Origin of the sequence: Pantoea sp. CTOTU46764 (assembly GCF_031974595.1) — a bacterium.
Taxonomy (GTDB): Bacteria; Pseudomonadota; Gammaproteobacteria; order Enterobacterales; family Enterobacteriaceae; genus Pantoea; species Pantoea trifolii.
In genome coordinates this window covers 55,740-78,793 of the sequence record NZ_DALYOQ010000014.1, presented here as the reverse complement: position 1 = coordinate 78,793, position 23,054 = coordinate 55,740, and the positions used below count along the sequence as shown (strand labels likewise).

Below are 23,054 nucleotides of genomic sequence, written 5' to 3'. Positions count from 1 at the left end.
ATGTGGCGGCGTCTCCTTCCCCCGTTTACGGGGGAAGGCCGGGATGGGGGACAGCGTGCACCATCCAACTTAAAACGGCTTATCCCCCAACACCGTCGCACGATGCATCACTCTTCGCGCCGGATAATAATCCGCATTGGCATAATGCTGCGTCACGCGGTTATCCCAGATCGCCACATCATTCTCCTGCCAGCGCCAGCGCACCTGGAACTCCGGTTTGGCGCTATGCCAGAACAGGAAGTTAAGCAGCGCATCGCTCTCTTTTTCGCTTAAGCCCAGCAAACGTGTGGTAAACCCTTCATTCACAAACAGCGCCTTGCGTCCGCTCACCGGATGCGTACTAATCACCGGATGCTGCACAGGTGGATTTTTGGCCACCGCTTGCTGCCAGCGTTGATGCTCTTCCTCGGTTTTACGGTATTTGTACTCCTGGAATGACTTCTTAAAGTCGTGCTCCGCCTGCAGCCCATTCAACAGCGTTTTAAACGGCTCAGAAAGCGCTTCATAAGCCGCAATGCCGGTTGACCACAAGGTATCGCCGCCGCTCTCCGGCAGCAGTTTGGACGCCAGAATCGCAATTGCCGGTGGCGTTTGAATAAAGGTGACATCGGTGTGCCAGTTGTCGTTATCCGGCGGATTATCCTGATGCGTATCCAGCACGATGATCTCTTCCACGCCTTCCGCATGCGGATAGACCGGATGGATATGCAGATCGCCAAAGCGAATCGCCAGCGCGCGCTGCTGTTCCGGGCTAATCACCTGATTGCGCAGGAACAGCACCTGATGGCGCAGCAGGCCATGATAAAGCTGTTCAAACTGGGCATCGCTCAGCGGACGGCTGAGATCGACATCGCTAACCTGCGCCCCGATATGCGGGCCCAGAGCGGTAAAAGAAAGTCGTTCGTTCATTGCTGTTCTCCATTCCAGGGCGTCAGTCGGCGCTGCAAAGCGCGCAGACCCAGTTCTAAGCCAAAAGCAATCAGGGCAATCACGGCAATCCCGGCCAGCACCACGTCGGTGGCGAGGAACTCACCGGCCGACTGCACCATAAAGCCGAGTCCACGCGTAGCGGCAATCAGTTCCGCCGCCACCAGCGTTGACCAACCTACGCCGAGACCAATGCGCAAGCCGGTGAGGATTTCCGGCAGCGCGCCAGGCAGAATCACAAAGCGCAGCAGCTGCCAGCGCGATGCGCCCAACGCCTGTGCCGCGCGAATCCGTACCTGCTGGGCATTCTTCACACCGGCCAGCGTCGATAAGGTCACCGGCGCGAAAATCGCCAGATAAATCAGTAAAATCTTCGAGGTTTCGCCGATGCCAAACCAGATCACCATCAGCGGCAGATAAGCCAGCGGCGGCACCGGGCGATAAAGTTCGATCAGCGGATCAAGCAAGCCGCGAATCGCCGGGCTGAGGCCCATGGCGATGCCGACCGGAATGCCAATCAGCGCGGCAAAGAACAGCGCCACCAGCATGCGCGCCAGGCTGGCACCCAGATGCTGCCAAAGCGTGGCGTCCATAAAGCCTTGCGGGCTGGCAATCAAAATCAGCTTCTGCAACACCACTTGCGGCGGCGGTAAAAACAGCGGTGCCACTAAGCCGAGCGCAGTTATCGCCCACCACAACAGCAGCAACAGGCCAACGCTGAGCAGGCTGAGTGAGAACTGGCGCGAGAACGGCCAGCGCAATCCGCGACGACGCGCTTGGGTTTTCTCATCAATCACCGCACTCATATAAACGCCTCTCGCTGGGAAAACACCTGATTCAGTACATATTCGCGACGTTCGATAAACGCCGGATCGGATTTGATGCTGCGGCACGCTTCCCCGGCGGCGAAGCGCTGGCCGAAGTCGAGTTTCAAACGCTCGACCACGCGGCCCGGTCCCGGCGACAGCAGCACCAGTTCGCTGGCGAGGAACACCGCTTCTTCGATGTCGTGAGTGATCAGCAGAATCTGTTTGCCGGTATCACGCCACAGCGTCAGCAACAAGGTTTGCATCTGTTCGCGGGTAAAGGCGTCCAGTGCACCGAACGGCTCATCTAACAGCAGCAACTGAGGATCAGCCGCCAGCGCACGCGCAATGCCCACGCGCTGACGTTGACCCCCAGAGAGCTGCCAGATAAAACGCTGCTCTGCACCTTCCAGTCCTACTTTACGGATCAAACGGCGTGCAATGGTATGGCGCTCCGCCTTCGCCATTCCCGCCAGTTGCAAACCGAACGAAACGTTATCGATCACGTTGCGCCACGGCAGCAATCCTTCATTTTGAAACACTACGCCGCGCTCAGCGCCCGGCCCTTTTACCGCTTTGCCATCCAGCGTAATGCTGCCAGATTCCAGCGGCAGAAAGCCGGCGATGAGGTTCAGCAGCGTGGTTTTGCCACAGCCGGAGGGACCTAACACCACCAGCAGGTCTCGGCTGCCCAGCTGCAGGTTGATGTCCTGCAGCGCGGGTTGTCCGGCGTAACGCGCATTGAGATGGGTGATGTTAAGCATACGGCCTCCGGTTATTTCACTAAGGGTGCAACGAAGCGCGTGGTGACGAAGCTGCTGTAATCGCTATCCGCTTCTGGCACTTTGCCCTGCTCTTTCAGGAAGCCGGCAGTATCGACAATCGCCTTGTTCACCGGCTTGCCGAGCTGCTCCACCTGCTGCTGCGCGGTGAGGTACGTGTTGCCTTTCACCAGCACCGGCACATCCGCTTCGGGTACACCACTCAGGCGCGCCAGCTTGCTCAGGTTGTCTGACTGCTTCAGCCATTGATCTGGATTGGCAATGTAAGCTTGCTGCGCTTCAACGGCGCTGCGGGCAAAGGCGGTGACGATTTCTGGATGCTGCTGCGCAAAGTCTTTACGCACCACCCACACATCAAGCGTTGGCGCGCCCCACTTGCCGACCTGCGAAGAGTCCGTCAGCACCTTGCCATCTTTCTCCAGCTCGTTGACCGCCGGAGACCAGACGTAAGCGCCGTCGATGTCACCGCGTTTCCAGGCGGCAATAATCGCCGGTGGCTGCAGGTTGACTAAGGTCACTTGCGAAGGCTTGATGCCCCAATGCTTGAGCGCAGCGAGGAAGCTGTAGTGCGTAGTCGAGATGAACGGCACGGCGATGCGCTTGCCAATCAGGTCTTTAGGATCTTTGATGGTCTTCTTCACCACCAGCGCTTCGGAGTTACCGAGCTGTGAGGCCAGCAGGAAAGCTTCAATCGGCAGCTTTTGCGTGGCGGCGACCGCCAGCGGGCTGGAACCGATATTACCAATCTGGACGTCGCCCGATGCCAGAGCACGCAACACGCTGGCTCCGCTATCAAATTTGCGCCAGTCGACGGTAGCACCGCTCTCTTTGGCGAAGGTATTATCCGCCTGCGCCACTTTGGCTGGTTCCGCCGAGGTCTGATACGCCACGGTAACGTTGACCGCTTGCGCCTGGAACGCCATCAGGGCCAGAGCCGCTGCGACCGCCGTTATTGTTTTTTTCATCGCCATCATCATTCACCCCAATGTGTTTTTGTCTGCGCAGTTTCTCCAGCAAGAGTAATTTCACAAAGGAATTAAAAATTATCCCTAATGACGATCGGTTCTTAGATCAACATCGGGCAAGGCTATGCAGAAAGTGCAAATGGAAAGAGAAGGGAAATCGGAAAATATGTCACGCGCTCACATGGCAGCTGTGATATTGATAGACATCTCATTTTTCACTTTTTACTTACGGTCTTGAATCCATGTCGATTGAGAAAGTCGCACACCTGGCTGGTGTGTCCAAAGCCACCGTTTCACGGGTTTTGAACCAGAATCCCGGCGTGCGCCCGGATACGCGCGCCAAAGTGCTGGCGGCCATCGACATCTGCGACTATCAACCCAACTTACTGGCGCGCCAGCTGCGCACCTCACAAAGCCATATGCTGTTAGTGCTGATTCCCGACATCACCAATCCGTTCTGCTCACGCGTGGTTCAGGGCATTGAAGCCGAAGCGGAAGCGCAGGGTTACCACATTCTGCTGTGTAACTCAGGATCGCAATTGCGACGCGAAGCGGCTTACATTGCGCTACTGAGTGGCAAAGTGGTGGATGGCGTGATCACCATGGATGCCGCCAGTACCCTGCAAGAGTTGAAAGAATTGATTGGCGATGCGCCTTGGGTTCAGTGTGCCGAATACGATCCGGCGATCGCCGCCTCAAGTGTGGCGATTGATAATGAAGAAGCGGCTTGCGAAACCGTGCGTTATCTGGCGAGCAAAGGCCGACGCCGCATTGCGCTGGTGAACTGTGATATGCGTTACCTCTATTCACATAAGCGTGAAGAGGGATATCGTGCGGCGCTGGAGCAGCTGGATCTCAGCTGGTGCGGTGTGGCCTACGCCGAGAATATCACCTGCGAAGCGGGTAGTGCGGCATTGCGCGAACTGCTGACGCAGCCGGAACGGCCGGATGCGGTATTCGCGGTATCAGATGTGTTGGCGGTTGGCGTAATACACGCGGCGTTGGAGGCGGGCTTGCGCGTGCCGGAAGATTTAGCGGTGGTAGGATTTGATGGCATCAACTTTACCAGCAGTTTGAATCCACCGCTGACGACGATTGAGCAACCGATGAATCGCATGGGCGCGCGCAGCGTACAGCTGCTGGTCCAACGCATCCGCCAACCCAACTCGTCGGTGGTTCATGAAGTGTTGCCGTGGAAGCGCGTTGAACGCGCTTCCAGTTAACTCAGCGCCAAATCAGCAATACGCACGCGGCGGTGAGCAAGCCCATCGCCAGATTGAACATTTTCCACGCGCGCGGGCTGCGCAGCAGACGTCCAATCAGCGAGCCAAAGCCCATCCAGATCACCCCAGAAACCACGTTCACCATGAACATGCCGAGGCTAATGGCCAGCACCGAATGCAGATATTCGCTGCCTGCCAGGCTGAAGCTGGCCACCGCGCCGAGGGCCATGAGCCAGGCTTTCGGGTTGATCAGCTGCAGCAAGCCGCCTTGCCAGAACGGCATCTGCTTCACCGTCACATCATCGGTTTCCAGCTTTTCATACTCGGCGCTGGCGATTTTCCACGCCAGCCACAGCAGATAAAGGCTACCGGCAATCTTCAGAATCAGATGCAGCGAGGGATAAAGCAGGATGAGACCGCCGATGCCAAATGCCACCATCAGCAACATGACTTGCATACCAATCATGATACCAATGAGCAGCGGTATGGTGCGCAGGAAGCCAAAATTAGCACCCGAGGCGGTAAGTAACATATTATTGGGCCCGGGCGTGATGGCCGCGACCCAAAGAAAACCTAACATTGATAAAAAAAGACTCAGTTCCATGTATATTCGGGTGCTCCTCACCCAGTAAAGCGAACAACCCATCGAAGCTATCAGCGACTTATGCATCAGACAAGCCTTTACCCAAGCTATTTTGATCGCCCCGGCGGCGAGCGCTTTACCCCCCTGCGCGGATTCAGTAACGCGCATTTGCAAACACTGCTGCCGCGTATTCTGCGCCGCCGCGTCACGTTGCGTCCGCACTGGCAGCGTCTTGACCTGCCGGACGGCGATTTTGTCGATTTAGCGTGGAGCGAAGATCCGGCGCAGGCACGTCACAAGCCGCGCATGGTGATGTTTCACGGCCTGGAAGGCAACTTTCGCAGCCCGTATGCGCATGGCCTGATGCAGGCGTGTCAGGCGCGCGGCTGGCTGGCGGTGGTGATGCACTTTCGCGGCTGCAGCGGCGAGCCTAATCGCTTGAAGCGCATCTATCACTCCGGTGAAACCGAAGATGCCACCTACTTCCTTAACTGGCTGCAGCGTGAATGGGGCAGCGTGCCGACCGCTGCAGTCGGCGTTTCGCTGGGCGGCAACATGCTCGCTTGCCTGCTGGGTCAGCGAGGTCACGATGTGCCGATTGATGCCGGCATCGCCATCTCAGCGCCACTGGCACTGGAACCGTGCAGCGGCAAATTGGATGTTGGCTTTTCTCGCTTCTATCAGCACTATTTGCTGACGCGGCTAAAAAAGAACGCTACGCGCAAACTGCACGCCTGGCCCGGCACGCTGCCGGTCGATCTCAGCCAGTTACGCGCTTTCCGCCGCTTACGCGAATTCGATGATGCCATAACGGCACGTGCGCACGGTTTTATTGACGCCAGCGACTATTATCAACAAGCCAGCGCGATGCCGCTGCTCACTGGCGTGCGTAAACCGCTGCTGATCATTCATGCGCAGGATGATCCCTTTATGACTGATGCCGTGATCCCGCAACCTGACCAGCTGTCAGCCTCCATTCAGTATCAGCTGACGCAGCAAGGTGGCCATGTCGGCTTTGTCGGCGGCACCTTGCTTAAACCGAAAATGTGGCTGGAACAACGCGTGCCCGACTGGCTCTCAACTTATCTGGATGTGTAATAGTGATTATTCCCTGGCAACAACTCGAAGCGGAGACGCTGGAAAATCTGATTGAAACCTTCGTGTTACGCGAAGGCACCGATTACGGCGAGCAGGAACGCAGTTTGCTGCAAAAAGTCGCCGACGTGCGCCGCCAGCTGGAGCGCGGCGACGTGGTGCTGGTGTGGTCGGAACTGCATGAATCGATCAATATTATGCCGAAGGGTGAATTTCGCGGCTGATGCACCCCGCGGCAATTCGTGGTAACAATGCTCATCGCCGGACTTCACAGGGAGCTCTGTTATGTCAGCCAGGCATCCAATTATTGCCGTCACCGGTTCCAGCGGCGCCGGAACCACCACCACCAGCCTCGCCTTCCGTAAGATTTTCCAGCAGCTGAACCTGCATGCGGCGGAACTCGAAGGCGACAGTTTCCATCGCTTCACGCGTCCGGAAATGGACATGGCGATCCGCAAAGCACGCGATCTCGGTCGCCATATCAGCTACTTCGGCCCGGAAGCCAATGATTTCGGTCTATTAGAGCAGACGTTCAAACATTACGGTCAAACCGGCCTCGGCGAATCACGCAAATATCTGCACACCTACGATGAAGCGGTGCCGTGGAATCAGGTGCCGGGCACGTTCACGCCGTGGCAGCCGCTGCCGGAAAACACCGATGTGCTGTTTTATGAAGGTTTGCACGGCGGCGTGGTGACGCAGCAGCAAAATGTGGCGGAGCATGTCGATCTGCTGGTTGGTGTGGTGCCGATTGTTAACCTTGAGTGGATTCAGAAGCTAGTGCGTGACACCGGCGAGCGCGGCCATTCACGCGAAGCAGTAATGGATTCGGTGGTACGTTCGATGGAGGATTACATTAACTTCATCACGCCGCAGTTCTCGCGCACCCACATTAACTTCCAGCGCGTGCCGACCGTTGATACCTCAAATCCGTTTGCCGCCCGCGAAATTCCCTCGCTCGACGAAAGCTTCGTGGTGATTCATTTCCGTGGCCTGGAAGGCATCGCGTTCCCCTATCTGCTGGCGATGATTCAGGGATCGTTTATTTCCCACATCAATACCCTGGTGGTGCCGGGCGGCAAAATGGGATTGGCGATGGAGCTGATTATGCTGCCGCTGGTACAGCGACTGATTGAAGGGAAGCGGATTGAATAGGTTTGGTGCGGGCGGTGAAAAGGGAGGCATGAATGCCTCCCCTACGACCGATTACAACTCGACAACCTCATAGCTGTGGGTAATTTCCACGCCTTTACCCAGCATGATCGCCACCGAGCAATATTTTTCCGCTGACAGGTCAACCGCGCGCGCAACCGCTTTATCGCTCAACGCTTTGCCGCTGACGATAAAATGCAGGTTGATGGTGGTAAAAATGCGTGGCGCTTCTTCACGGCGTTCTGAAGTGAGTTTCACTTCGCAATCCGCCACATCGCTGCGCCCTTTTTGCAGGATCGACACCACATCAATGGCGCTACAGCCGCCCGCGGCCATCAGCACCATCTCCATTGGACTTGGCGCTTTATCACCGGAATTACCGTCCATTAATACCTGATGGCCAGATGAGGATTCTCCGAGAAAGGTAAGACCTTCCACCCATTTCACTCGTGCCTGCATTATTCTCTCTCCTGAAGCGGCGGTTTTGCCGCCAGAGTACGCTTTCACCTGACAAACAGCAATCCAGAGTAATCCCCCTTGTGCTGAAGCGAGACAACACAAGACAGCTCGCAAAAGCTGTGCTACAAACAGTGCTGAAAATATTTTCGTCATCACAGACGAAGGCCGGAAGAATCAAAAGCGTAGCTTAAGAGTCCACCCGGAATAATTTTTCCTTTACTGGAAACGCTCGACGATTAAACCGCCTGACAGGGAAAAATGCCCCCTGTGTTTTGGGCACGATTACAACAGAGGATAATAGCGAATGGTTCTCGGCAAACCGCAAACAGACCCTACACTCGAATGGTTCCTGTCCCATTGCCATATTCACAAATATCCATCCAAAAGCACGCTCATCCATCAGGGTGAGAAAGCGGAAACGCTGTACTACATCGTAAAAGGTTCCGTAGCGGTACTGATTAAAGATGAAGAAGGCAAAGAGATGATTCTCTCCTACCTCAATCAGGGAGATTTCATCGGCGAACTCGGTCTTTTCGAAGAAGGCCAGGAACGTAGTGCCTGGGTACGTGCGAAGTCTGCCTGCGAAGTGGCTGAAATTTCATACAAAAAATTCCGTCAGCTGATTCAGGTAAACCCGGATATTTTAATGCGACTTTCGTCGCAAATGGCGCGTCGTCTGCAAGTGACATCTGAGAAAGTGGGCAACCTTGCCTTCCTCGATGTCACCGGACGTATCGCGCAAACGCTGCTAAATCTGGCCAAACAGCCAGATGCGATGACTCACCCAGACGGGATGCAAATCAAAATCACCCGTCAGGAGATTGGTCAGATCGTGGGCTGCTCACGCGAAACCGTGGGTCGTATCCTGAAAATGCTGGAAGATCAGAACCTGATCTCTGCACACGGTAAAACCATCGTCGTTTACGGCACCCGCTAATTTCTTCTCACCCACGGCGTGATGGCAACATCGCGCCGTTTCTATTTGCGATGAGCTGATGTGGCGTCGAATCATCTATCATCCCGAAGTTAACTATGCGCTGCGGCAAACGCTGGTGCTGTGCCTGCCTGTGGCTCTCGGCTGGCTGTTTGGCGATCTGCAAAAAGGGCTGCTGTTCTCGTTAGTGCCGGCCTGCTGCAACATGGCGGGTCTGGATACGCCGCACAAACGCTTCTTCAAACGCCTGATTGTGGGGGGTTCGCTGTTTGCCACCGGCAGTTTCCTGATGCAAATCCTCACCGCTTATCAGGTTCCGCTGCCGCTGATTTTGCTGGCGTTGCCGCTGCTGATTGGCGTGACCGGCGAAATCGGCCCGCTGCATGCACGATTGCTGCCCGCGACTTTGATTGCCGCCATTTTCACGCTCAGCCTGGTTGGACGCATGCCGATGTGGGTGCCGCCGCTGCTCTACATTGGCGGCACGCTGTGGTACGGCTTATTCAACTGGTTCTGGTTCTGGCTGTGGAAAGAGCAGCCGATGCGCGAGTCGCTCAGCCTGCTGTTCCGCGAGCTGGCGGATTACTGCGATGCCAAATACACCTTACTGACGCAGCTGACCGATCCGGAAAAAGCGCTGCCACCGTTGCTGGCACGTCAGCAAAAGGCGGTCGATCTCATCACCACCTGCTACCAGCAAATGCATATGCTGTCGGCCAGTCGCGATAACAGCCACAAACGCCTGACGCGCGCTTTCCAGGTGGCGCTGGATTTACAGGAACACATCTCGGTGAGTTTGCATCAGCCGGAAGAGGTGCAGAAGCTGGTTGAAGAGAGCCACGCCGAAGCGGTGATTCGCTGGAACGCCAAAATCATCTCGGCGCGACTGCGCGTGCTGGCGGATGCAATTCTCTACCATCAGCTGCCAGACCGTTTTCATATGGAGAAACAGCTCGGCGCGTTGGAGAAAATTGCGCGCCAGCATCCGGATAACCCGGTCGGCAACTTCTGCCTGTATCACTTCAGCCGCATCGCCCGCGTGTTGCGTACGCAGAAGCCGCTCTACACGCGTGACCTGATGGCCGATCGCCAGCGCCGTTTGCCGCTGTTACCCGCGCTGCGCAGTTATCTGTCATTCAAATCCACCGCGTTACGCACCGCGGCACGCTTTGCCGTGATGCTGATGTTTGGCAGCGCGCTGGCGCTGTTCTTCAACATTCCCAAACCTTACTGGATTCTGATGACCATCATGTTCGTCAGCCAGAACGGTTACAGCGCGACGCGCGTGCGCATCCAGCACCGTGCGCTGGGCACTTTTGCCGGATTGCTGATCGCCGCCGCGTCGCTCCAGCTGGCGGTGCCGGAATCGATCACGCTGCTGTTTATGCTAGGGATCACGCTGGCGAGTTATCTGATCACGCGGAAATATTACGGCTGGTCGATGATTGGCTTTACCGTTACGGCGGTGTATTCGCTGCAGCTGCTGTCGCTCAACGGCGCACAGTTTCTGCTGCCGCGCATGATGGATACCTTGATGGGCTGCCTGATTGCCTTCGCCGGGATGATTTGGCTGTGGCCACAGTGGCAAAGCGGACTGCTGCGCAAGAACGCGCACGATGCGCTGGAAGCCTATCAGGAAGCGCTGCGACTGTTGTTAGGACCTGAACAGTCGCCGGAGAAACTGGCTTATCAGCGCATGAAGGTTAATCAGGCGCACAACGCGCTGTTCAACTCATTGAACCAGGCATCGAGCGAGCCGGGCTTTAACCTGCAATACCTGAAAGATATGCGCATGTGGGTTACGCACAGTCAGTTCATCGTCGAGCATATTAACGCCATGACGATTCTGGCGCGTGAGCACACCATGTTGACGGCCAAGCTGGCGGAACGTTATCTGCAATCCTGTGAAATCGCGCTGCAGCGTTGTCAGCAGCGACTGGCGTATGATGGGCCGGGCAACGACAGCAATATTCTGGAAGCGCCGGAGAATCTCAATGAAGGGCCGGTGACGATTGTCGAACAGCATGTGAAGCGGATTTTGCAGCACCTCAACGTGATGCACACCATCTCTTCGCTGGCGTGGAGCCAGCGACCGCATCATGGCCGCTGGCTCAAGGTGTTACGTCCAAAAGCGAATTAAGCGGCCAGCACCTTTTCAATCGCGCTGGCGAAACGCGTCATGCCTTCGGCGATATCGGTAGGTTCAATCACCAGCGACGGCACAAAACGGATCACGTCGGTACCGGCGGTGAGAATCATCAGCCCTTCCGCTGCGGAAGCGTTGAGGATGTCACGCGCTTTGCTGGCGAACTGCGGCTTCAGCGCGGCACCAATCAGCAGCCCTTTGCCACGAATCTCGCTGAAGATAGCGAATTTGCTGTCGATGGCTTGCAGCGCTTCAACGAACTGCTGACGACGTGCTTCAACGCCTTCCAGTACTTCTGGCGTGTTGATGATATCCAGCGCCGTTTCAGCGATGGCACAGGCCAGCGGGTTGCCGCCGTAAGTGGTACCGTGAACGCCCGGCGCCATCACCGAGGCGATTTCGTTGGTGGTCAACATCGCACTCACCGGGAAACCGCCGCCCAGCGCTTTGGCGGTGGTGAGGATATCGGGCTTGATACCGTAATGTTCATACGCAAACAGTTTGCCGCTACGTCCCATGCCGCTCTGCACTTCATCCAGCACCAGCAGCGCATTGTGTTCATCGCACAGCGCGCGCAGACCTTGCATAAACTCTGGCGTGGCCGGCATTACGCCGCCTTCGCCCTGAATCGGCTCGACCACGATGGCGCAGGTGTGATCGTCAATTACCGCTTTTACCGCATCGAGATCGTTGAACGGCACATGCACGATATCCGCCGGTTTTGGACCGAAGCCATCGGAGTATTTCGGCTGGCCGCCAACCGACACGGTGAACAGCGTGCGGCCGTGGAAGGCGTTATGGAAGGCGATAATTTTGCTTTTGAACGGGCTGTGTTTTTTGCAGGCGTAATAACGCGCCAGCTTGAATGCTGCTTCGTTGGCTTCCGCGCCGGAGTTACCGAAAAACACCCGATCGGCAAAGGTCGCGGCAATCAGTTTACTCGCCAGACGCAGCGCTGGTTCGTTGGTGAACACGTTGCTGGTGTGCCACAAGGTTTCGCCCTGGGTTTTCAGCGTTTCCACCAGCGCCGGATGACAATGGCCCAATGCAGTCACCGCGATGCCGCCAGAGAAATCGATATACTCTTTGCCCTGCTGATCCCACACTCGGCTGCCTTTACCTTTTACCGGCACAAACTGCGCAGGTGCATAAACAGGCAAAATAACGTTATCGAACGTTTCCCGGGTTACCGCTAGTTTTTCCGCTGCCATTGATGACCTCATCGGGTTATTTGTTGAGCTAATGTGAAAATATAATCACAAAATATGCATAAATAATCACACGAAGGCAAACATAAGTTACGCGTTGAGGAAATTAGCCAGTAGCTGATGCCCTTGCTCACTGAGGATGCTTTCCGGATGGAACTGCACGCCTTCCAGCGGCAAAGTGCGATGGCGGAAACCCATGATCTCATCCGGCTGGCCGTCGCGCAGGGTCCACGCGGTGACTTCAAACTCAGCGGGCAGCGTATCGCGCGCCACAATCAATGAGTGATAGCGCGTCACGATCAGCGGATTATTCAGATCGCGAAACACACCTTGGTTGGTGTGCTGGATCAGGGAGGTTTTGCCGTGCATCACCTGGCGCGCGCGTACCACCTGCGCGCCATAGGCTTGTGCAATCGCCTGATGCCCAAGGCAAACGCCGAGCATCGGCACGTGCCCGGCGAAATGGCGAATCGCCGCGAGCGAGATGCCAGACTGATCCGGCGTACACGGACCCGGCGAAATCACCAGATGCGTCAGCGGCAGCGCTTGCATCTCATCCAGCGTAATGGCGTCGTTACGCACCACGCGCACCTCCGCGCCCAGTTCGCAAAAGTACTGGTAGAGATTCCAGGTGAAGGAGTCGTAGTTATCGATTAGCAGCAGCATAGCGCCCTCAGGCCAGTAAAAGCGGCGCTATTCTACCTATTTTAGTTCGCCGGGCTCACCACTTTCGCAAACTGCGCGGTAAGCGGTGCCAGATCGCCCGCAACGCCCGCCGAGATCGCAGCGCGCCACGCATCGCGTTCGAGCGTTTCCCAGGAAAGCTGATAACCGGCATGCAGTGCCAACTGTTCGAAGAAGATGCGCTGCGCGCGGCCATTGCCGGCGCGGAACGGATGCAGCACGAAGATCTCACAGTAATAATGTGCGATACGCGCCACGAACGCTTCCTGCTCAAGGTTAGCCAGGCCGCGCTCTTCCTCCAGCGCCTGCATCAGCGTATTGCCTTCTTTCTCGATATATTCGCAATGACAATACGGCGTTTCATCGCGCCAGATATCGATGGTGCGCAATTCTCCTGCCCAGCTGTAGAGATCCTGAAACAGCGTGCGATGAATATGGCAAAGACGTGGCAAACCGATGCTGCGCTGGCCAAGTTCTAATGTCGCCAGGCGCGCGGCGCTGAACGCCAGTTCCGCTTTACGCAATTGGGCTTCATCATGAATATCGAGGCGATTCTTCAACACATTGTCGTTGTGCCACAAATAGGGATCGCGTATTGCTAAGCTGTTATCCACCATATTGCCTCCTCAGCGACTCAAGTCGCTCCTCAGCATGTTCGGCATCGATAAGAGCTTCACTATAGGAATATCCGGCCAGTCGACAGCTGGATTGGTAGCTCGCAGCACGGCGCTGCTGCCACAAAGTGGCTTTCTGTTTCTCAGTGAGTTTGCTAGTCATAGCGCCTCCGGCAAGCAGTGAGCCCTAAGTATAAGCAGCAATTTTTTGCTTTGCCGGAGAGCAAATGGCGCGCCAGTGAAAAACGGCGCGTTTCAGAATTAAGGCAGGACTTTGGCGGAGAGGATAACAATCGGTTTTGACGGCACATTTTGGTACGGACCGACATCTTTAGTCGGGACCTGCGCAATCTTGTCGATCACATCCTGGCCTTTCACAACTTTACCAAACACCGCATAACCGAAATCACGCTGACCGTGATCGAGGAAGGCGTTGTCGGCTACGTTGAGGAAGAACTGGCTGGTGGCGCTATCTTTATCTGCGGTACGCGCCATCGAAATGGTGCCGCGCAGATTACGCAAGCCGTTGTCGGCTTCGTTCTTGATCGGCGCTACCGTTTGCTTCTGCTGCATATCGGTAGTGAAACCGCCGCCCTGAATCATAAAACCAGGGATCACGCGGTGGAAAATGGTGTTGTTGTAAAAACCATTATTGACGTAATCAACGAAGTTTTTCACCGAAACCGGGGCTTTCTGGTTGTTCAGCTCAAGTTCAATATTGCCCGCAGAGGTGGTGAGCAGCACATGTGGATCCCCTTTTGCGGCAAGCGCGGCAGAAGATACAGAAGAGAGCGCTAACAGGGCAACCGCCGCTGTCAAAGTACGTTTAAGCATGAAAGATTCCTTACCATGGAGAGCTAGCTCAAAAACGAGATTGATTGTAAAGAGCATGTGATCCAAGAGCCAGCGTTTTACCGATATTTACGCGGATGTTGCTATTGTCATACTTTTGCCGCCACGCAATCATTTGCGTGACGAAAATCACACTCTCAATGAAATATTTCCGCCTTGTTACACTCGTTGTTTATTAAGATCACAGCAACACTTACAATTCATGACACTTTTTGCCAATCTCGGCGCTTAACAGGTTCAGAACATGACAAACCGTAATCGCATTGGCCTTACCTGGATTAGCTATTTCTCCTATGCGCTCACTGGCGCACTGGTGATCGTTACCGGTATGGTGCTGGACAATATCGCGCAGTATTTCCAGCGCCCTATTTCAGAAATGAGCAACACCTTCACATTCCTTAATGCGGGCATTTTGGTGTCGGTGTTCCTGAACGCCTGGCTGATGGTGATTGTGCCGTTGAAGCGCCAGCTGATCTTTGGCTTTGTGCTGATGATTCTCGCCGTTGCGGGTCTGATGACCAGCCACGATCTCACCGTTTTCTCGCTGTGCATGTTCATTCTCGGCGTGGTGAGCGGCATCACCATGTCGATCGGTACTTTCCTGATCACTCATCTGTACGATGGCCGTCAGCGTGGCGCACGTCTGCTGTTTACCGATTCGTTCTTCAGCATGGCGGGCACCATCTTCCCGATCATCGCCGGTATTCTGCTGGCGCGCGCGCTGCCGTGGTATTGGGTGTACGCCTGCATCGGTATCATTTATGTCGCCATCTTTGTGCTGACGCTGTTCATTGAGTTCCCGGTACTGAAAAGCGAAGCCGCTAAGCCAGGCGTTGAGAAAGAGAAATGGGGCATCGGCGTGTTGTTCCTGTCGATTGCGGCGCTGTGCTACATCCTCGGCCAGCTCGGCTTTATTTCATGGGTGCCGGAATACGCCACCAAATCGATGGGCATGGATATCGCCGCCGCCGGTCAGCTAGTGGGTAACTTCTGGACCGCGTACATGGTCGGCATGTGGGTGTTCAGCTTCGTGCTGCGCTTCTTCGATCTGCAACGCATCCTGATGGTGCTGGCCGCACTGGCAACCGGTTTGATGTACTGGTTCGTCACCTCTAAAGACGCCAGCATGCTGCACTGGATCATCATGACGCTGGGCTTCAGCTCAAGCGCGATTTACACCACCATCATCACGCTGGGATCGCTGCAAACCAAAGTCTCTTCACCGAAGCTGGTGAACTTCATCCTGACCTGCGGCACCGTCGGCACCATGCTGACATTCGTAGTAACCGGCCCAATCGTGGCGCAAGGTGGCGCACATGCCGCGCTCTCTACCGCTAACGGTTTGTACGCCGTGGTGTTTGTGATGTGTGTTCTGCTTGGCTTTGTCACCAAACATCGCCAGCACGGCCACGTAACGCACTAAGTCTGACGGGCGGACTTCGGTCCGCCCTGCTCCTCAACGTTTGAAGGTTACCGCTTCTTTTTCTGCTAAATAGATCTCGCTGCTGGCGGGCTGCGTCGCTGCCACCAACACGCCTTTCCGCACTGAATAACGTACCGGCACCTGACGCCGCACCGCATCAAATCCACTCTCCGCCGGCAGAATAATCAAACTGGCGTCATTACCCGCCTCAATACCGTAATTCGCCAGCTGCATGGTTTTGGCGCTGTTCGCGGTGATCAGCTGCAAGCCATTATCAATCTGCTCGTAGCCCATCAACTGGCAAACATGCAATCCCATATGCAGCACCTGCAACATGCTGGCAGTGCCGAGCGGATACCAGGGATCGAACACATCATCGTGCCCGAAACAGACGTTGATGTTTGCTTCCAGCAGCTCTTTCACTCGCGTGATGCCACGACGTTTTGGATAGCTATCAAAGCGCCCTTGCAGATGGATATTCACCAGCGGATTGGCAACAAAGTTGATGTTAGAAAGCTTGAGCAGACGGAACAGCCGCGACGTATAGGCATTGTTGTAGGAGTGCATCGCCGTGGTATGACTGGCGGTGACGCGCTCACCATTGCCATCACGGTGCGCCAGCGCCGCCACGGTTTCCACAAAGCGCGACTGCTCATCGTCGATCTCGTCGCAGTGCACATCCACCAGCCGATCGTAGCGATTAGCCAGCGCAAAGGTTTTATGCAGCGACTCCACGCCGTATTCGCGGGTGAATTCGTAGTGCGGAATCGCGCCCACCACATCCGCGCCCATGCGCAGCGCCTCTTCCAGCAACGCTTCACCGTTGGGATAAGAGAGAATGCCTTCCTGCGGAAACGCCACAATCTGGATATCGATCCACGGCGCCATTTCCGCTTTCACTTCCAGCATCGCCTTTAACGCGGTGAGCGTGGGATCGGAGACATCCACGTGAGTACGCACATGCTGAATACCGTTGGCAATTTGCCACTTCAAGGTCTGTTGCGCGCGCTGTTTCACATCGTCACGGCTCAACAACGCTTTGCGCTCCGCCCAGCGTTCGATGCCTTCAAACAGCGTGCCGGATTGGTTCCAGGCGGGTTCGCCGGCGGTTTGCGTGGTGTCGAGATGAATATGCGGCTCAATAAATGGCGCGCTCGCCAGTCCGCCCTGCGCATCCAGCGCGTCCGGCTGCGCTACGGTTTGCGGCGGCTGCGGGCGAATCTGCGCAATCTTGCCGTTATCGATTTCGATCTGCCACAAGCCCTGCTGGCCCGCTAAGCGCAGGTTGTTGATCCACTTCAGTGACGGGTTTGCCATGCCGTACTCCTGTTAAACGCAAAGCCTAAAGCTAGCATGAAAAAGGGAAAACAACGTAGGGTCGTTATTTATGGCGACCAGAACAATAACCAAACAAATAAGCCACTTAACTAATTCGTTCAAAATCAGCTACATACCTCAAAATAGGTATATAGGGGCGCGCTTGATGTACATCAATAAGCGTCAAAAGCGCCGCGTTAAGGTAGGCGCAGATACCGCAATTTTTGAGGCAAGCATGAGCAAGCACAGTGTCGTTATTATTGGCAACGGCATGGTCGGCCACCGCTTTATAGAAGAACTTATCGACAAAGATCAATCCAGTGAGTTTGCGATAACCGTTTTCTGTGAAGAGCCCCGCGTCGCCTATGACCGCGTCCACCTTTCCGCCTATTTTTCCCATCACACCGCCGAAGAACTCTCGCTGGTTCGCGAAGGTTATTATGAAAAGCATCAGGTTAATCTGCTGCTTGGCGAACGCGCCATCACCATCAACCGCGACGAAAAACTGATTCACTCGAATACCGGTCGCGCGGTGCATTACGACACGCTGATTTTCGCCACCGGCTCTTATCCGTGGATTCCGCCAATCACAGGCGCGGAAGGCAGCGATTGCTATGTCTATCGCACCATTGAAGATCTCAACGCCATTGAAGCCTGTTCACGTCGCAGCAAACGCGGCGCGGTGATTGGCGGCGGCCTGCTAGGGCTGGAAGCAGCAGGCGCACTGAAAAATCTCGGCGTCGAAACCCACGTCATTGAGTTCGCACCGGTGCTGATGGCGGAACAGCTTGATCCTCAAGGCGGTGAACAGCTGCGCCGTAAGATTGAGCAGATGGGCGTGTTCGTTCACACCGGCAAAAACACCCAGCAAATCGTCCATCATCCACAAGGCGGCAAAACGCTGGAATTTGCTGACGGCAGCGCGCTGGAGGTCGATTTCATCGTCTTCTCCACCGGCATCCGCCCGCAGGACAAGCTGGCCAAACAGTGCGGCCTGCAGCTGGGCGCACGCGGCGGTATCGCCATCGACGATCACTGCCAGACCAGCGATGTGCACATCTTTGCGATTGGTGAGTGTGCCGCCTGGCAGAACCGTATTTATGGTTTAGTCGCGCCAGGCTACAAAATGGCGCAGGTCGCCAGCGACCGGTTGGTTGGCCGCGATAATGCGTTTGCGGGCGCGGATATGAGCGCCAAGCTGAAACTGCTGGGCGTTGATGTCGGTGGCATTGGTGATGCGCATGGCCGCACGCCGGGCGCGCGCAGCTTCGTGTGGCTCGACGAGCAGAAAAATATCTATAAGCGGCTGATCGTTAGCGAAGATAACCGCACGCTGCTCGGCGCAGTGTTAGTCGGTGACACCAGCGATTACGGCAATCTGCTGCAGCTGGCGCTGAATAACATCGCGTTACCGGAGAATCCGGCCTTGCTGATCCTGCCCGCGGGCAGCGGCGAGAAACCGGTGATGGGCGCTGATGCGCTGCCGGACAGCGCGCAAATCTGCTCCTGCTTCGACGTCAGCAAAGGCGATATCGTTAAAGCGGTGCAAGGCGGTTGCCACACCGTTGCGGCGCTGAAAACCGAAACCCGCGCCGGAACCGGCTGCGGCGGCTGCATTCCGTTGATTACTCAGGTACTGAACGCTGAACTGAGCCGTCAGGGCATCGAAGTTAACAATCATTTGTGTGCGCACTTCCCCTATTCGCGTCAGGAGCTGTATCACCTGATTCGCGTGGAAGAGATCACATCATTCGACGCGCTGCTGGCGAAATATGGTCAGGGCTACGGCTGCGAGGTGTGTAAACCGACGGTCGGTTCGCTGCTGGCGTCCTGCTGGAATGAATATGTGCTGAAGCCACAGCTCGCGCCGCTGCAGGACAGCAACGACCTGTTCCTCGGCAATATCCAGAAAGATGGCACTTACTCGGTGATCCCGCGTTCGGCCGGCGGCGAAATCACGCCGGAAGGATTGATGGCGATTGGCGCCGTGGCGCGCCAGTACAATCTCTACACCAAGATCACCGGCTCGCAGCGTATTGGCCTGTTTGGTGCGCAGCGCGACGATCTGCCGGCTATCTGGACGCAGCTGATCGATGCCGGTTTTGAAACCGGACAAGCGTATGCCAAAGCGCTGCGCATGGCGAAAACCTGCGTCGGCAGCGTCTGGTGCCGCTTTGGCGTGGGCGACAGCCTCGGCTTCGGCATTGAGCTGGAGCATCGCTACAAAGGCATTCGCACCCCGCACAAGATGAAGTTTGGCGTCTCCGGCTGCACGCGTGAATGCGCCGAAGCGCAGGGCAAAGACGTTGGCATCATCGCCACCGAGAAAGGCTGGAACCTGTATGTCTGCGGCAACGGCGGCATGAAGCCACGTCACGCCGATTTGCTGGCCGCCGATCTCGATCGCGATACGCTGCTGCGCTACCTCGATCGCTTCATGATGTTCTACATCCGCACCGGCGACCGCTTGCAGCGCACCTCGCTGTGGCTGGAAAGCATGGACGGCGGCATCGACTATCTGCGCAGCGTGATTATCGATGACAAACTCGGCCTGAATACACAGCTGGAAACCGAGCTGGCGCGTCTGCGTGCGGCGGTGGAATGTGAGTGGACCGCAACGGTACAAAACCCACAGCAGCAGTCGCACTTCAATACCTTTATCAACAGCGATCGGCGCGATCCGCTGGTACAGCATATCAACCAACGCGATCAGCATCGTCCGGCGCAACCCGCCGAGCGCATTGCAATCACTCTGATTGAGGAGATCGACGCATGAGCCAGTGGCATTCGGTGTGTGAACTCAGCCAAATTCTGCCTGCGACCGGCGTATGCGCGCTGATCAACGGCCAGCAAATTGCTATCTTCCGTCCGCGTGACGATGAGCAACTCTACGCCTTAAGCAATATCGATCCTTTCGCCCAGGCCAGCGTGTTGTCACGCGGCCTGATTGCCGAGCACCAGCAGGCGCTTTGGGTGGCAAGTCCGCTGAAAAAACAGCGCTTCCGCCTGAGCGATGGCCTTTGTCTGGAAGACGAAGCGCGCTCGGTGGCGAGCTATCCAGTGCGCGTGAGCGATGGCAAGGTTGAGATCTGCGCCTGACTGCATTCCTTCACTTTATGAGACGTCACTATGTTTACTGACACCCTGAATAAATGCGCCGCCAACGCGGCGCGCATTGTGCGTACCGCGCAGCACAGCCCGCTGGCCTTCTGGATCAGCTCGGCGATGGCGGGCGCCTATGTTGGCCTGGCGATTATCCTGATCTTTACGCTCGGCAATCTGGTCGAACCGGCTTATCGTCCGCTGCTAATGGGCGCGACCTTCGGTATCGCCTTAACGCTGGTGATCATCGCCGGTTCGGAGTTGTTCACCGGCCACACCATGTTCCTGACCATCGGCGTAAAAGCGGGCAGCATCAAGCAAGGTCAGATGTGGTGCGTGCTGCCGCAAACCTGGCTCGGTAATCTTGTCGGTTCAGTATTGGTCGCACTGATTTATTACTATGCGGCAGGTCCGCTGCTGCCGAATGCCGGATCGCTGCTGCACAGCGCGGCGCTGGCGAAAACCACGCAGACAGCCATGGCGCTGTTCTTTAAAGGCGCGCTCTGTAACTGGCTGGTTTGTCTGGCGATTTGGATGGCGGTGCGTACCGAAGGCACGGCGAAGTTCATCGCTATCTGGTGGTGTTTGCTGGCGTTTATCGCTTCCGGCTACGAACACTCGATTGCCAATATGACGGTCTTTGCGCTGTCGTGGTTTGGTCAGCATAATGCGGACTTCACAATGAGCGGCATCGGCCACAATTTGCTGTGGGTGACGCTGGGCAATATGTTCTCCGGCATGGTGCTGATGGGCCTCGGTTATTGGTACGCCACACCGCAGGCGCAGCGCCCGCAGGCCGAAGCGCAAGCCGCGCCGCTCAAAACGGCATAACACTTTTTCAGCCCGCCTTACGCGGGCTTTTTTCAGGATGAGCTATGGACTACTTTCCGCTGTTTTGCCGCCTGCAAGGCAAACGCTGTTTGCTGGTGGGCGGTGGCGATGTAGCAGAACGTAAGGCGCGTTTGCTGCTGGACGCTGGTGCCGATTTGCAGGTTGGCGCGCTGGATTTTTCCCCCGCTTTTCAGCAGTGGGCACAACAAGGAAAGGTGACCTTATTACCCGGCGCGTTTGATGAACGCTGGCTCGCAGAGTGTTGGCTGGTGATTGCCGCCACCGATGATGATGCGGTTAATCAGCAGGTTGGGGATGCGGCTGAGTTGCGTCGTATCTTCTGCAATCTGGTGGATGCACCGCAGGAAGCCAGCGCGATAATGCCATCGATTATCGATCGTTCGCCGCTGATGATTGCCGTGTCGTCTGGCGGTCGCGCGCCGGTGCTGGCGCGTTTACTGCGCGAAAAACTTGAAGCGATGCTGCCACAACATCTTGGTGAGTTAGCGTCATTAGCCGGATCGCTGCGCAATCGCGTGAAACGTACCTTTGACAGCATGGCACAGCGGCGCGCCTTCTGGGAGCGCTTCTTCGTCAGCGACCGGCTGGCGCAAACCCTGGCGAATGGCGATCGGCCACGCGCGGAACACATCGTCGAAACCCTGTTCGATGCGCCGCTGTCGCAGCAAGGCGAAGTGGTGCTGGTGGGCGCCGGGCCGGGCGATGCGGGGCTGCTGACGCTGAAAGGCTTGCAGCATATCCAGCAGGCCGATGTGGTGGTGTATGACCGCTTAGTCTCCGAGCCGATTCTCAATCTGGTCCGCCGCGATGCGGAGCGCGTCTTTGTCGGCAAACAAGCCGGCAATCACTGCGTACCGCAATCGCAGATCAACCAGGTTTTACTTGAGCAGGCGCAGAGCGGCAAGCGCGTAGTGCGACTAAAAGGCGGCGATCCCTTTATCTTCGGCCGCGGTGGTGAAGAGCTGGAACTGCTGGCGCAGCACCACATCCCTTTTAGCGTGGTGCCGGGTATTACGGCCGCCTCGGGCTGCTCCGCCTACAGCGGCATTCCGCTGACGCATCGCGACCACGCGCAGAGCGTGCGTTTCGTCACCGGTCATTTGCAGCAGCATGGCGAAATCGAGTGGCGCAAGCTGGCCGCAGAACAGCAAACGCTGGTGTTCTATATGGGGCTGGCGCAGGCGCCGGAAATCCAGCAGCAGCTGTTACAGCACGGCATGGATGCCGCGATGCCGGTAGCGATTGTGCAGAACGGTACCACGCCGCAGCAGCGCGTAGAGACCGCAACACTGGCGGAACTGGCCACGCTGGCGCAGCAGTTTGCCAGTCCGGCTCTGATTATTGTTGGTCGCGTAGTGGAACTGCGTTCACAGTTATGCTGGTTCTGACACGGCAAAAAACTGTACAGCGCTGCGCTTTGTCGCCAGACTACAGGCCATCTTTCTCATTAATAAGGAGTTTCCATGCGCGTTGCTTCACTGATTTGCGCGTTGTTATTGCCGTTGAGCGTGGTTGCTACCGCTGCACCCGTTACCTGGTCGAACGTGGTGGGTGAATGGCAAGTGGTGGCGGTGACGCCTAAGAAGGAAGTCGGCCAACTGTATATCAAGAATGATCCGCAGTTTATGGGCGCGCGCGTGGCGTTTAAGCCAAATGCGATAACCTGGACGCGCGGCACAGCCGAGCGCAGCATCAATCCTTCCGTCGATAACTGCAACGCTAAACCACGTCTTAGCGCCGCCAATGGCGCAGGCCAGGATCGTGATTTCACATTCCGTTATGGCTTCAATGTGAGCTGTGGCAATCAGGCGTGGGGACCTGCGCCAGGCGCGGTGATCAGCGTGCTGGCTGACGGTAACGCCCGCTTGTTCTGGGATGGCGCGGAACTGGCGTTACATCGCATCAAATAAAAAACGGCGGGGGGGAAAAA

Annotated in this window: 24 protein-coding genes; 12 read left to right on the top strand and 12 right to left on the bottom strand. The window is 56.4% G+C overall.

The window, feature by feature from the left end:
- Window positions 1-69: 69 nt before the first annotated feature.
- Genes tauD through tauA form a run of 4 tightly spaced genes read right to left on the bottom strand, consistent with a single transcriptional unit; the run spans window position 70 to window position 3,489 of the window.
- Window positions 70-909 (bottom strand): taurine dioxygenase, encoded by an 840-nt coding sequence (tauD, locus tag RTM06_RS07590; RefSeq protein WP_312181108.1) that lies wholly within the window; start codon window positions 907-909, stop codon window positions 70-72.
- Window positions 906-1,733 (bottom strand): taurine ABC transporter permease TauC, encoded by an 828-nt coding sequence (gene tauC, locus RTM06_RS07585; protein ID WP_008101829.1) that lies wholly within the window; start codon window positions 1,731-1,733, stop codon window positions 906-908. The genes tauD and tauC overlap by 4 nt, the downstream gene beginning before the upstream one ends.
- Window positions 1,730-2,497 carry a taurine ABC transporter ATP-binding subunit gene (tauB, locus tag RTM06_RS07580; RefSeq protein ID WP_312181106.1) on the bottom strand — a complete coding sequence of 256 codons (768 nt, stop codon included), beginning with the start codon at window positions 2,495-2,497 and terminating at the stop codon, window positions 1,730-1,732. The genes tauC and tauB overlap by 4 nt, the downstream gene beginning before the upstream one ends.
- An 11-nt stretch (window positions 2,498-2,508) precedes the next feature.
- On the bottom strand, window positions 2,509-3,489 hold the full coding sequence (gene tauA, locus RTM06_RS07575) for a taurine ABC transporter substrate-binding protein (protein WP_409455792.1): 981 nt from the start codon (window positions 3,487-3,489) through the stop codon (window positions 2,509-2,511).
- A 233-nt stretch (window positions 3,490-3,722) separates the two neighbouring features.
- On the opposite strand from tauA, the gene RTM06_RS07570 reads away from it, so the two are divergent.
- Window positions 3,723-4,703 (top strand): LacI family DNA-binding transcriptional regulator, encoded by a 981-nt coding sequence (locus tag RTM06_RS07570; RefSeq protein ID WP_256697645.1) that lies wholly within the window; start codon window positions 3,723-3,725, stop codon window positions 4,701-4,703.
- Between the two features lies 1 nt (window position 4,704).
- Here RTM06_RS07570 and RTM06_RS07565 read toward each other — a convergent pair whose 3' ends face one another.
- On the bottom strand, window positions 4,705-5,307 hold the full coding sequence (locus tag RTM06_RS07565; RefSeq protein WP_008101822.1) for a LysE family translocator: 603 nt from the start codon (window positions 5,305-5,307) through the stop codon (window positions 4,705-4,707).
- Window positions 5,308-5,367: 60 nt separating this feature from the next.
- Here RTM06_RS07565 and RTM06_RS07560 point away from each other — a divergent pair, with 60 nt between their 5' ends.
- From RTM06_RS07560 to RTM06_RS07550, 3 genes are all read left to right on the top strand, one after another.
- Complete coding sequence (locus tag RTM06_RS07560; protein ID WP_312181100.1) at window positions 5,368-6,384, top strand: hydrolase; 1,017 nt, start codon at window positions 5,368-5,370, stop codon at window positions 6,382-6,384.
- A gap of 2 nt (window positions 6,385-6,386) precedes the next feature.
- Window positions 6,387-6,605, top strand: a complete 219-nt coding sequence (locus tag RTM06_RS07555) for a YheU family protein (protein ID WP_256697647.1) — start codon at window positions 6,387-6,389, stop codon at window positions 6,603-6,605.
- Between the two features lie 61 nt (window positions 6,606-6,666).
- Window positions 6,667-7,536 (top strand): phosphoribulokinase, encoded by an 870-nt coding sequence (locus RTM06_RS07550; RefSeq protein ID WP_008101816.1) that lies wholly within the window; start codon window positions 6,667-6,669, stop codon window positions 7,534-7,536.
- A gap of 51 nt (window positions 7,537-7,587) precedes the next feature.
- Here RTM06_RS07550 and RTM06_RS07545 read toward each other — a convergent pair whose 3' ends face one another.
- A complete protein-coding gene (locus tag RTM06_RS07545; RefSeq protein WP_008101814.1) occupies window positions 7,588-7,992 on the bottom strand; it encodes an OsmC family protein in 405 nt (134 codons plus the stop codon).
- 304 nt (window positions 7,993-8,296) lie between these two features.
- Here RTM06_RS07545 and crp point away from each other — a divergent pair, with 304 nt between their 5' ends.
- A complete protein-coding gene (gene crp / locus RTM06_RS07540; protein WP_003852956.1) occupies window positions 8,297-8,929 on the top strand; it encodes a cAMP-activated global transcriptional regulator CRP in 633 nt (210 codons plus the stop codon).
- Window positions 8,930-8,987: 58 nt separating this feature from the next.
- Window positions 8,988-11,066 (top strand): YccS/YhfK family putative transporter, encoded by a 2,079-nt coding sequence (locus RTM06_RS07535; RefSeq protein WP_312181097.1) that lies wholly within the window; start codon window positions 8,988-8,990, stop codon window positions 11,064-11,066.
- Here RTM06_RS07535 and RTM06_RS07530 read toward each other — a convergent pair.
- From RTM06_RS07530 to ppiA, 5 genes are all read right to left on the bottom strand, one after another.
- Window positions 11,063-12,283: an aspartate aminotransferase family protein gene (locus tag RTM06_RS07530; protein WP_312181095.1), complete on the bottom strand. Its 1,221-nt coding sequence runs from the start codon at window positions 12,281-12,283 to the stop codon at window positions 11,063-11,065. The two genes, RTM06_RS07535 and RTM06_RS07530, sit on opposite strands and share 4 nt — an antisense overlap.
- 87 nt (window positions 12,284-12,370) lie before the next feature.
- Complete coding sequence (locus RTM06_RS07525) at window positions 12,371-12,946, bottom strand: aminodeoxychorismate synthase component II (protein ID WP_312181093.1); 576 nt, start codon at window positions 12,944-12,946, stop codon at window positions 12,371-12,373.
- Window positions 12,947-12,987: 41 nt separating this feature from the next.
- Window positions 12,988-13,581: a putative adenosine monophosphate-protein transferase Fic gene (locus RTM06_RS07520; protein WP_312181091.1), complete on the bottom strand. Its 594-nt coding sequence runs from the start codon at window positions 13,579-13,581 to the stop codon at window positions 12,988-12,990.
- Complete coding sequence (locus RTM06_RS07515; protein ID WP_256697652.1) at window positions 13,571-13,741, bottom strand: YhfG family protein; 171 nt, start codon at window positions 13,739-13,741, stop codon at window positions 13,571-13,573. Before RTM06_RS07515 ends, RTM06_RS07520 begins: the two co-directional genes overlap by 11 nt.
- 98 nt (window positions 13,742-13,839) lie before the next feature.
- Window positions 13,840-14,412 carry a peptidylprolyl isomerase A gene (ppiA, locus tag RTM06_RS07510; protein ID WP_008101803.1) on the bottom strand — a complete coding sequence of 191 codons (573 nt, stop codon included), beginning with the start codon at window positions 14,410-14,412 and terminating at the stop codon, window positions 13,840-13,842.
- 262 nt (window positions 14,413-14,674) lie between these two features.
- Between ppiA and tsgA the strand changes: the two genes are divergently transcribed.
- Complete coding sequence (gene tsgA, locus RTM06_RS07505) at window positions 14,675-15,853, top strand: MFS transporter TsgA (protein ID WP_008101801.1); 1,179 nt, start codon at window positions 14,675-14,677, stop codon at window positions 15,851-15,853.
- A gap of 33 nt (window positions 15,854-15,886) precedes the next feature.
- On the opposite strand, the gene RTM06_RS07500 is transcribed toward tsgA, so the two are convergent.
- A complete protein-coding gene (locus tag RTM06_RS07500) occupies window positions 15,887-17,170 on the bottom strand; it encodes a cytosine deaminase (protein ID WP_312181087.1) in 1,284 nt (427 codons plus the stop codon).
- A gap of 235 nt (window positions 17,171-17,405) precedes the next feature.
- Between RTM06_RS07500 and nirB the strand changes: the two genes are divergently transcribed.
- From nirB to RTM06_RS07475, 5 genes are all read left to right on the top strand, one after another.
- Entirely contained in the window at window positions 17,406-19,946 is a 2,541-nt protein-coding gene (gene nirB / locus RTM06_RS07495) for a nitrite reductase large subunit NirB (protein WP_312181085.1), read from the top strand.
- On the top strand, window positions 19,943-20,269 hold the full coding sequence (gene nirD / locus RTM06_RS07490) for a nitrite reductase small subunit NirD (protein ID WP_256697656.1): 327 nt from the start codon (window positions 19,943-19,945) through the stop codon (window positions 20,267-20,269). Before nirB ends, nirD begins: the two co-directional genes overlap by 4 nt.
- 30 nt (window positions 20,270-20,299) lie before the next feature.
- Window positions 20,300-21,103 (top strand): nitrite transporter NirC, encoded by an 804-nt coding sequence (gene nirC / locus RTM06_RS07485; RefSeq protein ID WP_312181082.1) that lies wholly within the window; start codon window positions 20,300-20,302, stop codon window positions 21,101-21,103.
- Between the two features lie 44 nt (window positions 21,104-21,147).
- Entirely contained in the window at window positions 21,148-22,512 is a 1,365-nt protein-coding gene (gene cysG / locus RTM06_RS07480; protein ID WP_312181080.1) for a siroheme synthase CysG, read from the top strand.
- 75 nt (window positions 22,513-22,587) lie between these two features.
- Window positions 22,588-23,034 (top strand): hypothetical protein, encoded by a 447-nt coding sequence (locus RTM06_RS07475; RefSeq protein ID WP_293795347.1) that lies wholly within the window; start codon window positions 22,588-22,590, stop codon window positions 23,032-23,034.
- The last annotated feature ends 20 nt before the right edge of the window (window positions 23,035-23,054 follow it).

Coding starts and splice junctions, on each gene's coding strand:
- tauA (WP_409455792.1), bottom strand. CDS start 3,489: ATGATGGCGATGAAAAAAACAATAACGGCGGTCGCAGCGGCTCTGGCC.
- RTM06_RS07560 (WP_312181100.1), top strand. CDS start 5,368: ATGCATCAGACAAGCCTTTACCCAAGCTATTTTGATCGCCCCGGCGGC.
- RTM06_RS07525 (WP_312181093.1), bottom strand. CDS start 12,946: ATGCTGCTGCTAATCGATAACTACGACTCCTTCACCTGGAATCTCTAC.
- nirD (WP_256697656.1), top strand. CDS start 19,943: ATGAGCCAGTGGCATTCGGTGTGTGAACTCAGCCAAATTCTGCCTGCG.
- RTM06_RS07515 (WP_256697652.1), bottom strand. CDS start 13,741: ATGACTAGCAAACTCACTGAGAAACAGAAAGCCACTTTGTGGCAGCAG.
- nirC (WP_312181082.1), top strand. CDS start 20,300: ATGTTTACTGACACCCTGAATAAATGCGCCGCCAACGCGGCGCGCATT.
- tsgA (WP_008101801.1), top strand. CDS start 14,675: ATGACAAACCGTAATCGCATTGGCCTTACCTGGATTAGCTATTTCTCC.
- RTM06_RS07475 (WP_293795347.1), top strand. CDS start 22,588: ATGCGCGTTGCTTCACTGATTTGCGCGTTGTTATTGCCGTTGAGCGTG.
- RTM06_RS07565 (WP_008101822.1), bottom strand. CDS start 5,307: ATGGAACTGAGTCTTTTTTTATCAATGTTAGGTTTTCTTTGGGTCGCG.
- RTM06_RS07545 (WP_008101814.1), bottom strand. CDS start 7,992: ATGCAGGCACGAGTGAAATGGGTGGAAGGTCTTACCTTTCTCGGAGAA.
- RTM06_RS07570 (WP_256697645.1), top strand. CDS start 3,723: ATGTCGATTGAGAAAGTCGCACACCTGGCTGGTGTGTCCAAAGCCACC.
- tauB (WP_312181106.1), bottom strand. CDS start 2,497: ATGCTTAACATCACCCATCTCAATGCGCGTTACGCCGGACAACCCGCG.
- cysG (WP_312181080.1), top strand. CDS start 21,148: ATGGACTACTTTCCGCTGTTTTGCCGCCTGCAAGGCAAACGCTGTTTG.
- RTM06_RS07530 (WP_312181095.1), bottom strand. CDS start 12,283: ATGGCAGCGGAAAAACTAGCGGTAACCCGGGAAACGTTCGATAACGTT.
- tauD (WP_312181108.1), bottom strand. CDS start 909: ATGAACGAACGACTTTCTTTTACCGCTCTGGGCCCGCATATCGGGGCG.
- ppiA (WP_008101803.1), bottom strand. CDS start 14,412: ATGCTTAAACGTACTTTGACAGCGGCGGTTGCCCTGTTAGCGCTCTCT.
- nirB (WP_312181085.1), top strand. CDS start 17,406: ATGAGCAAGCACAGTGTCGTTATTATTGGCAACGGCATGGTCGGCCAC.
- crp (WP_003852956.1), top strand. CDS start 8,297: ATGGTTCTCGGCAAACCGCAAACAGACCCTACACTCGAATGGTTCCTG.
- RTM06_RS07520 (WP_312181091.1), bottom strand. CDS start 13,581: ATGGTGGATAACAGCTTAGCAATACGCGATCCCTATTTGTGGCACAAC.
- tauC (WP_008101829.1), bottom strand. CDS start 1,733: ATGAGTGCGGTGATTGATGAGAAAACCCAAGCGCGTCGTCGCGGATTG.
- RTM06_RS07500 (WP_312181087.1), bottom strand. CDS start 17,170: ATGGCAAACCCGTCACTGAAGTGGATCAACAACCTGCGCTTAGCGGGC.
- RTM06_RS07535 (WP_312181097.1), top strand. CDS start 8,988: ATGTGGCGTCGAATCATCTATCATCCCGAAGTTAACTATGCGCTGCGG.
- RTM06_RS07550 (WP_008101816.1), top strand. CDS start 6,667: ATGTCAGCCAGGCATCCAATTATTGCCGTCACCGGTTCCAGCGGCGCC.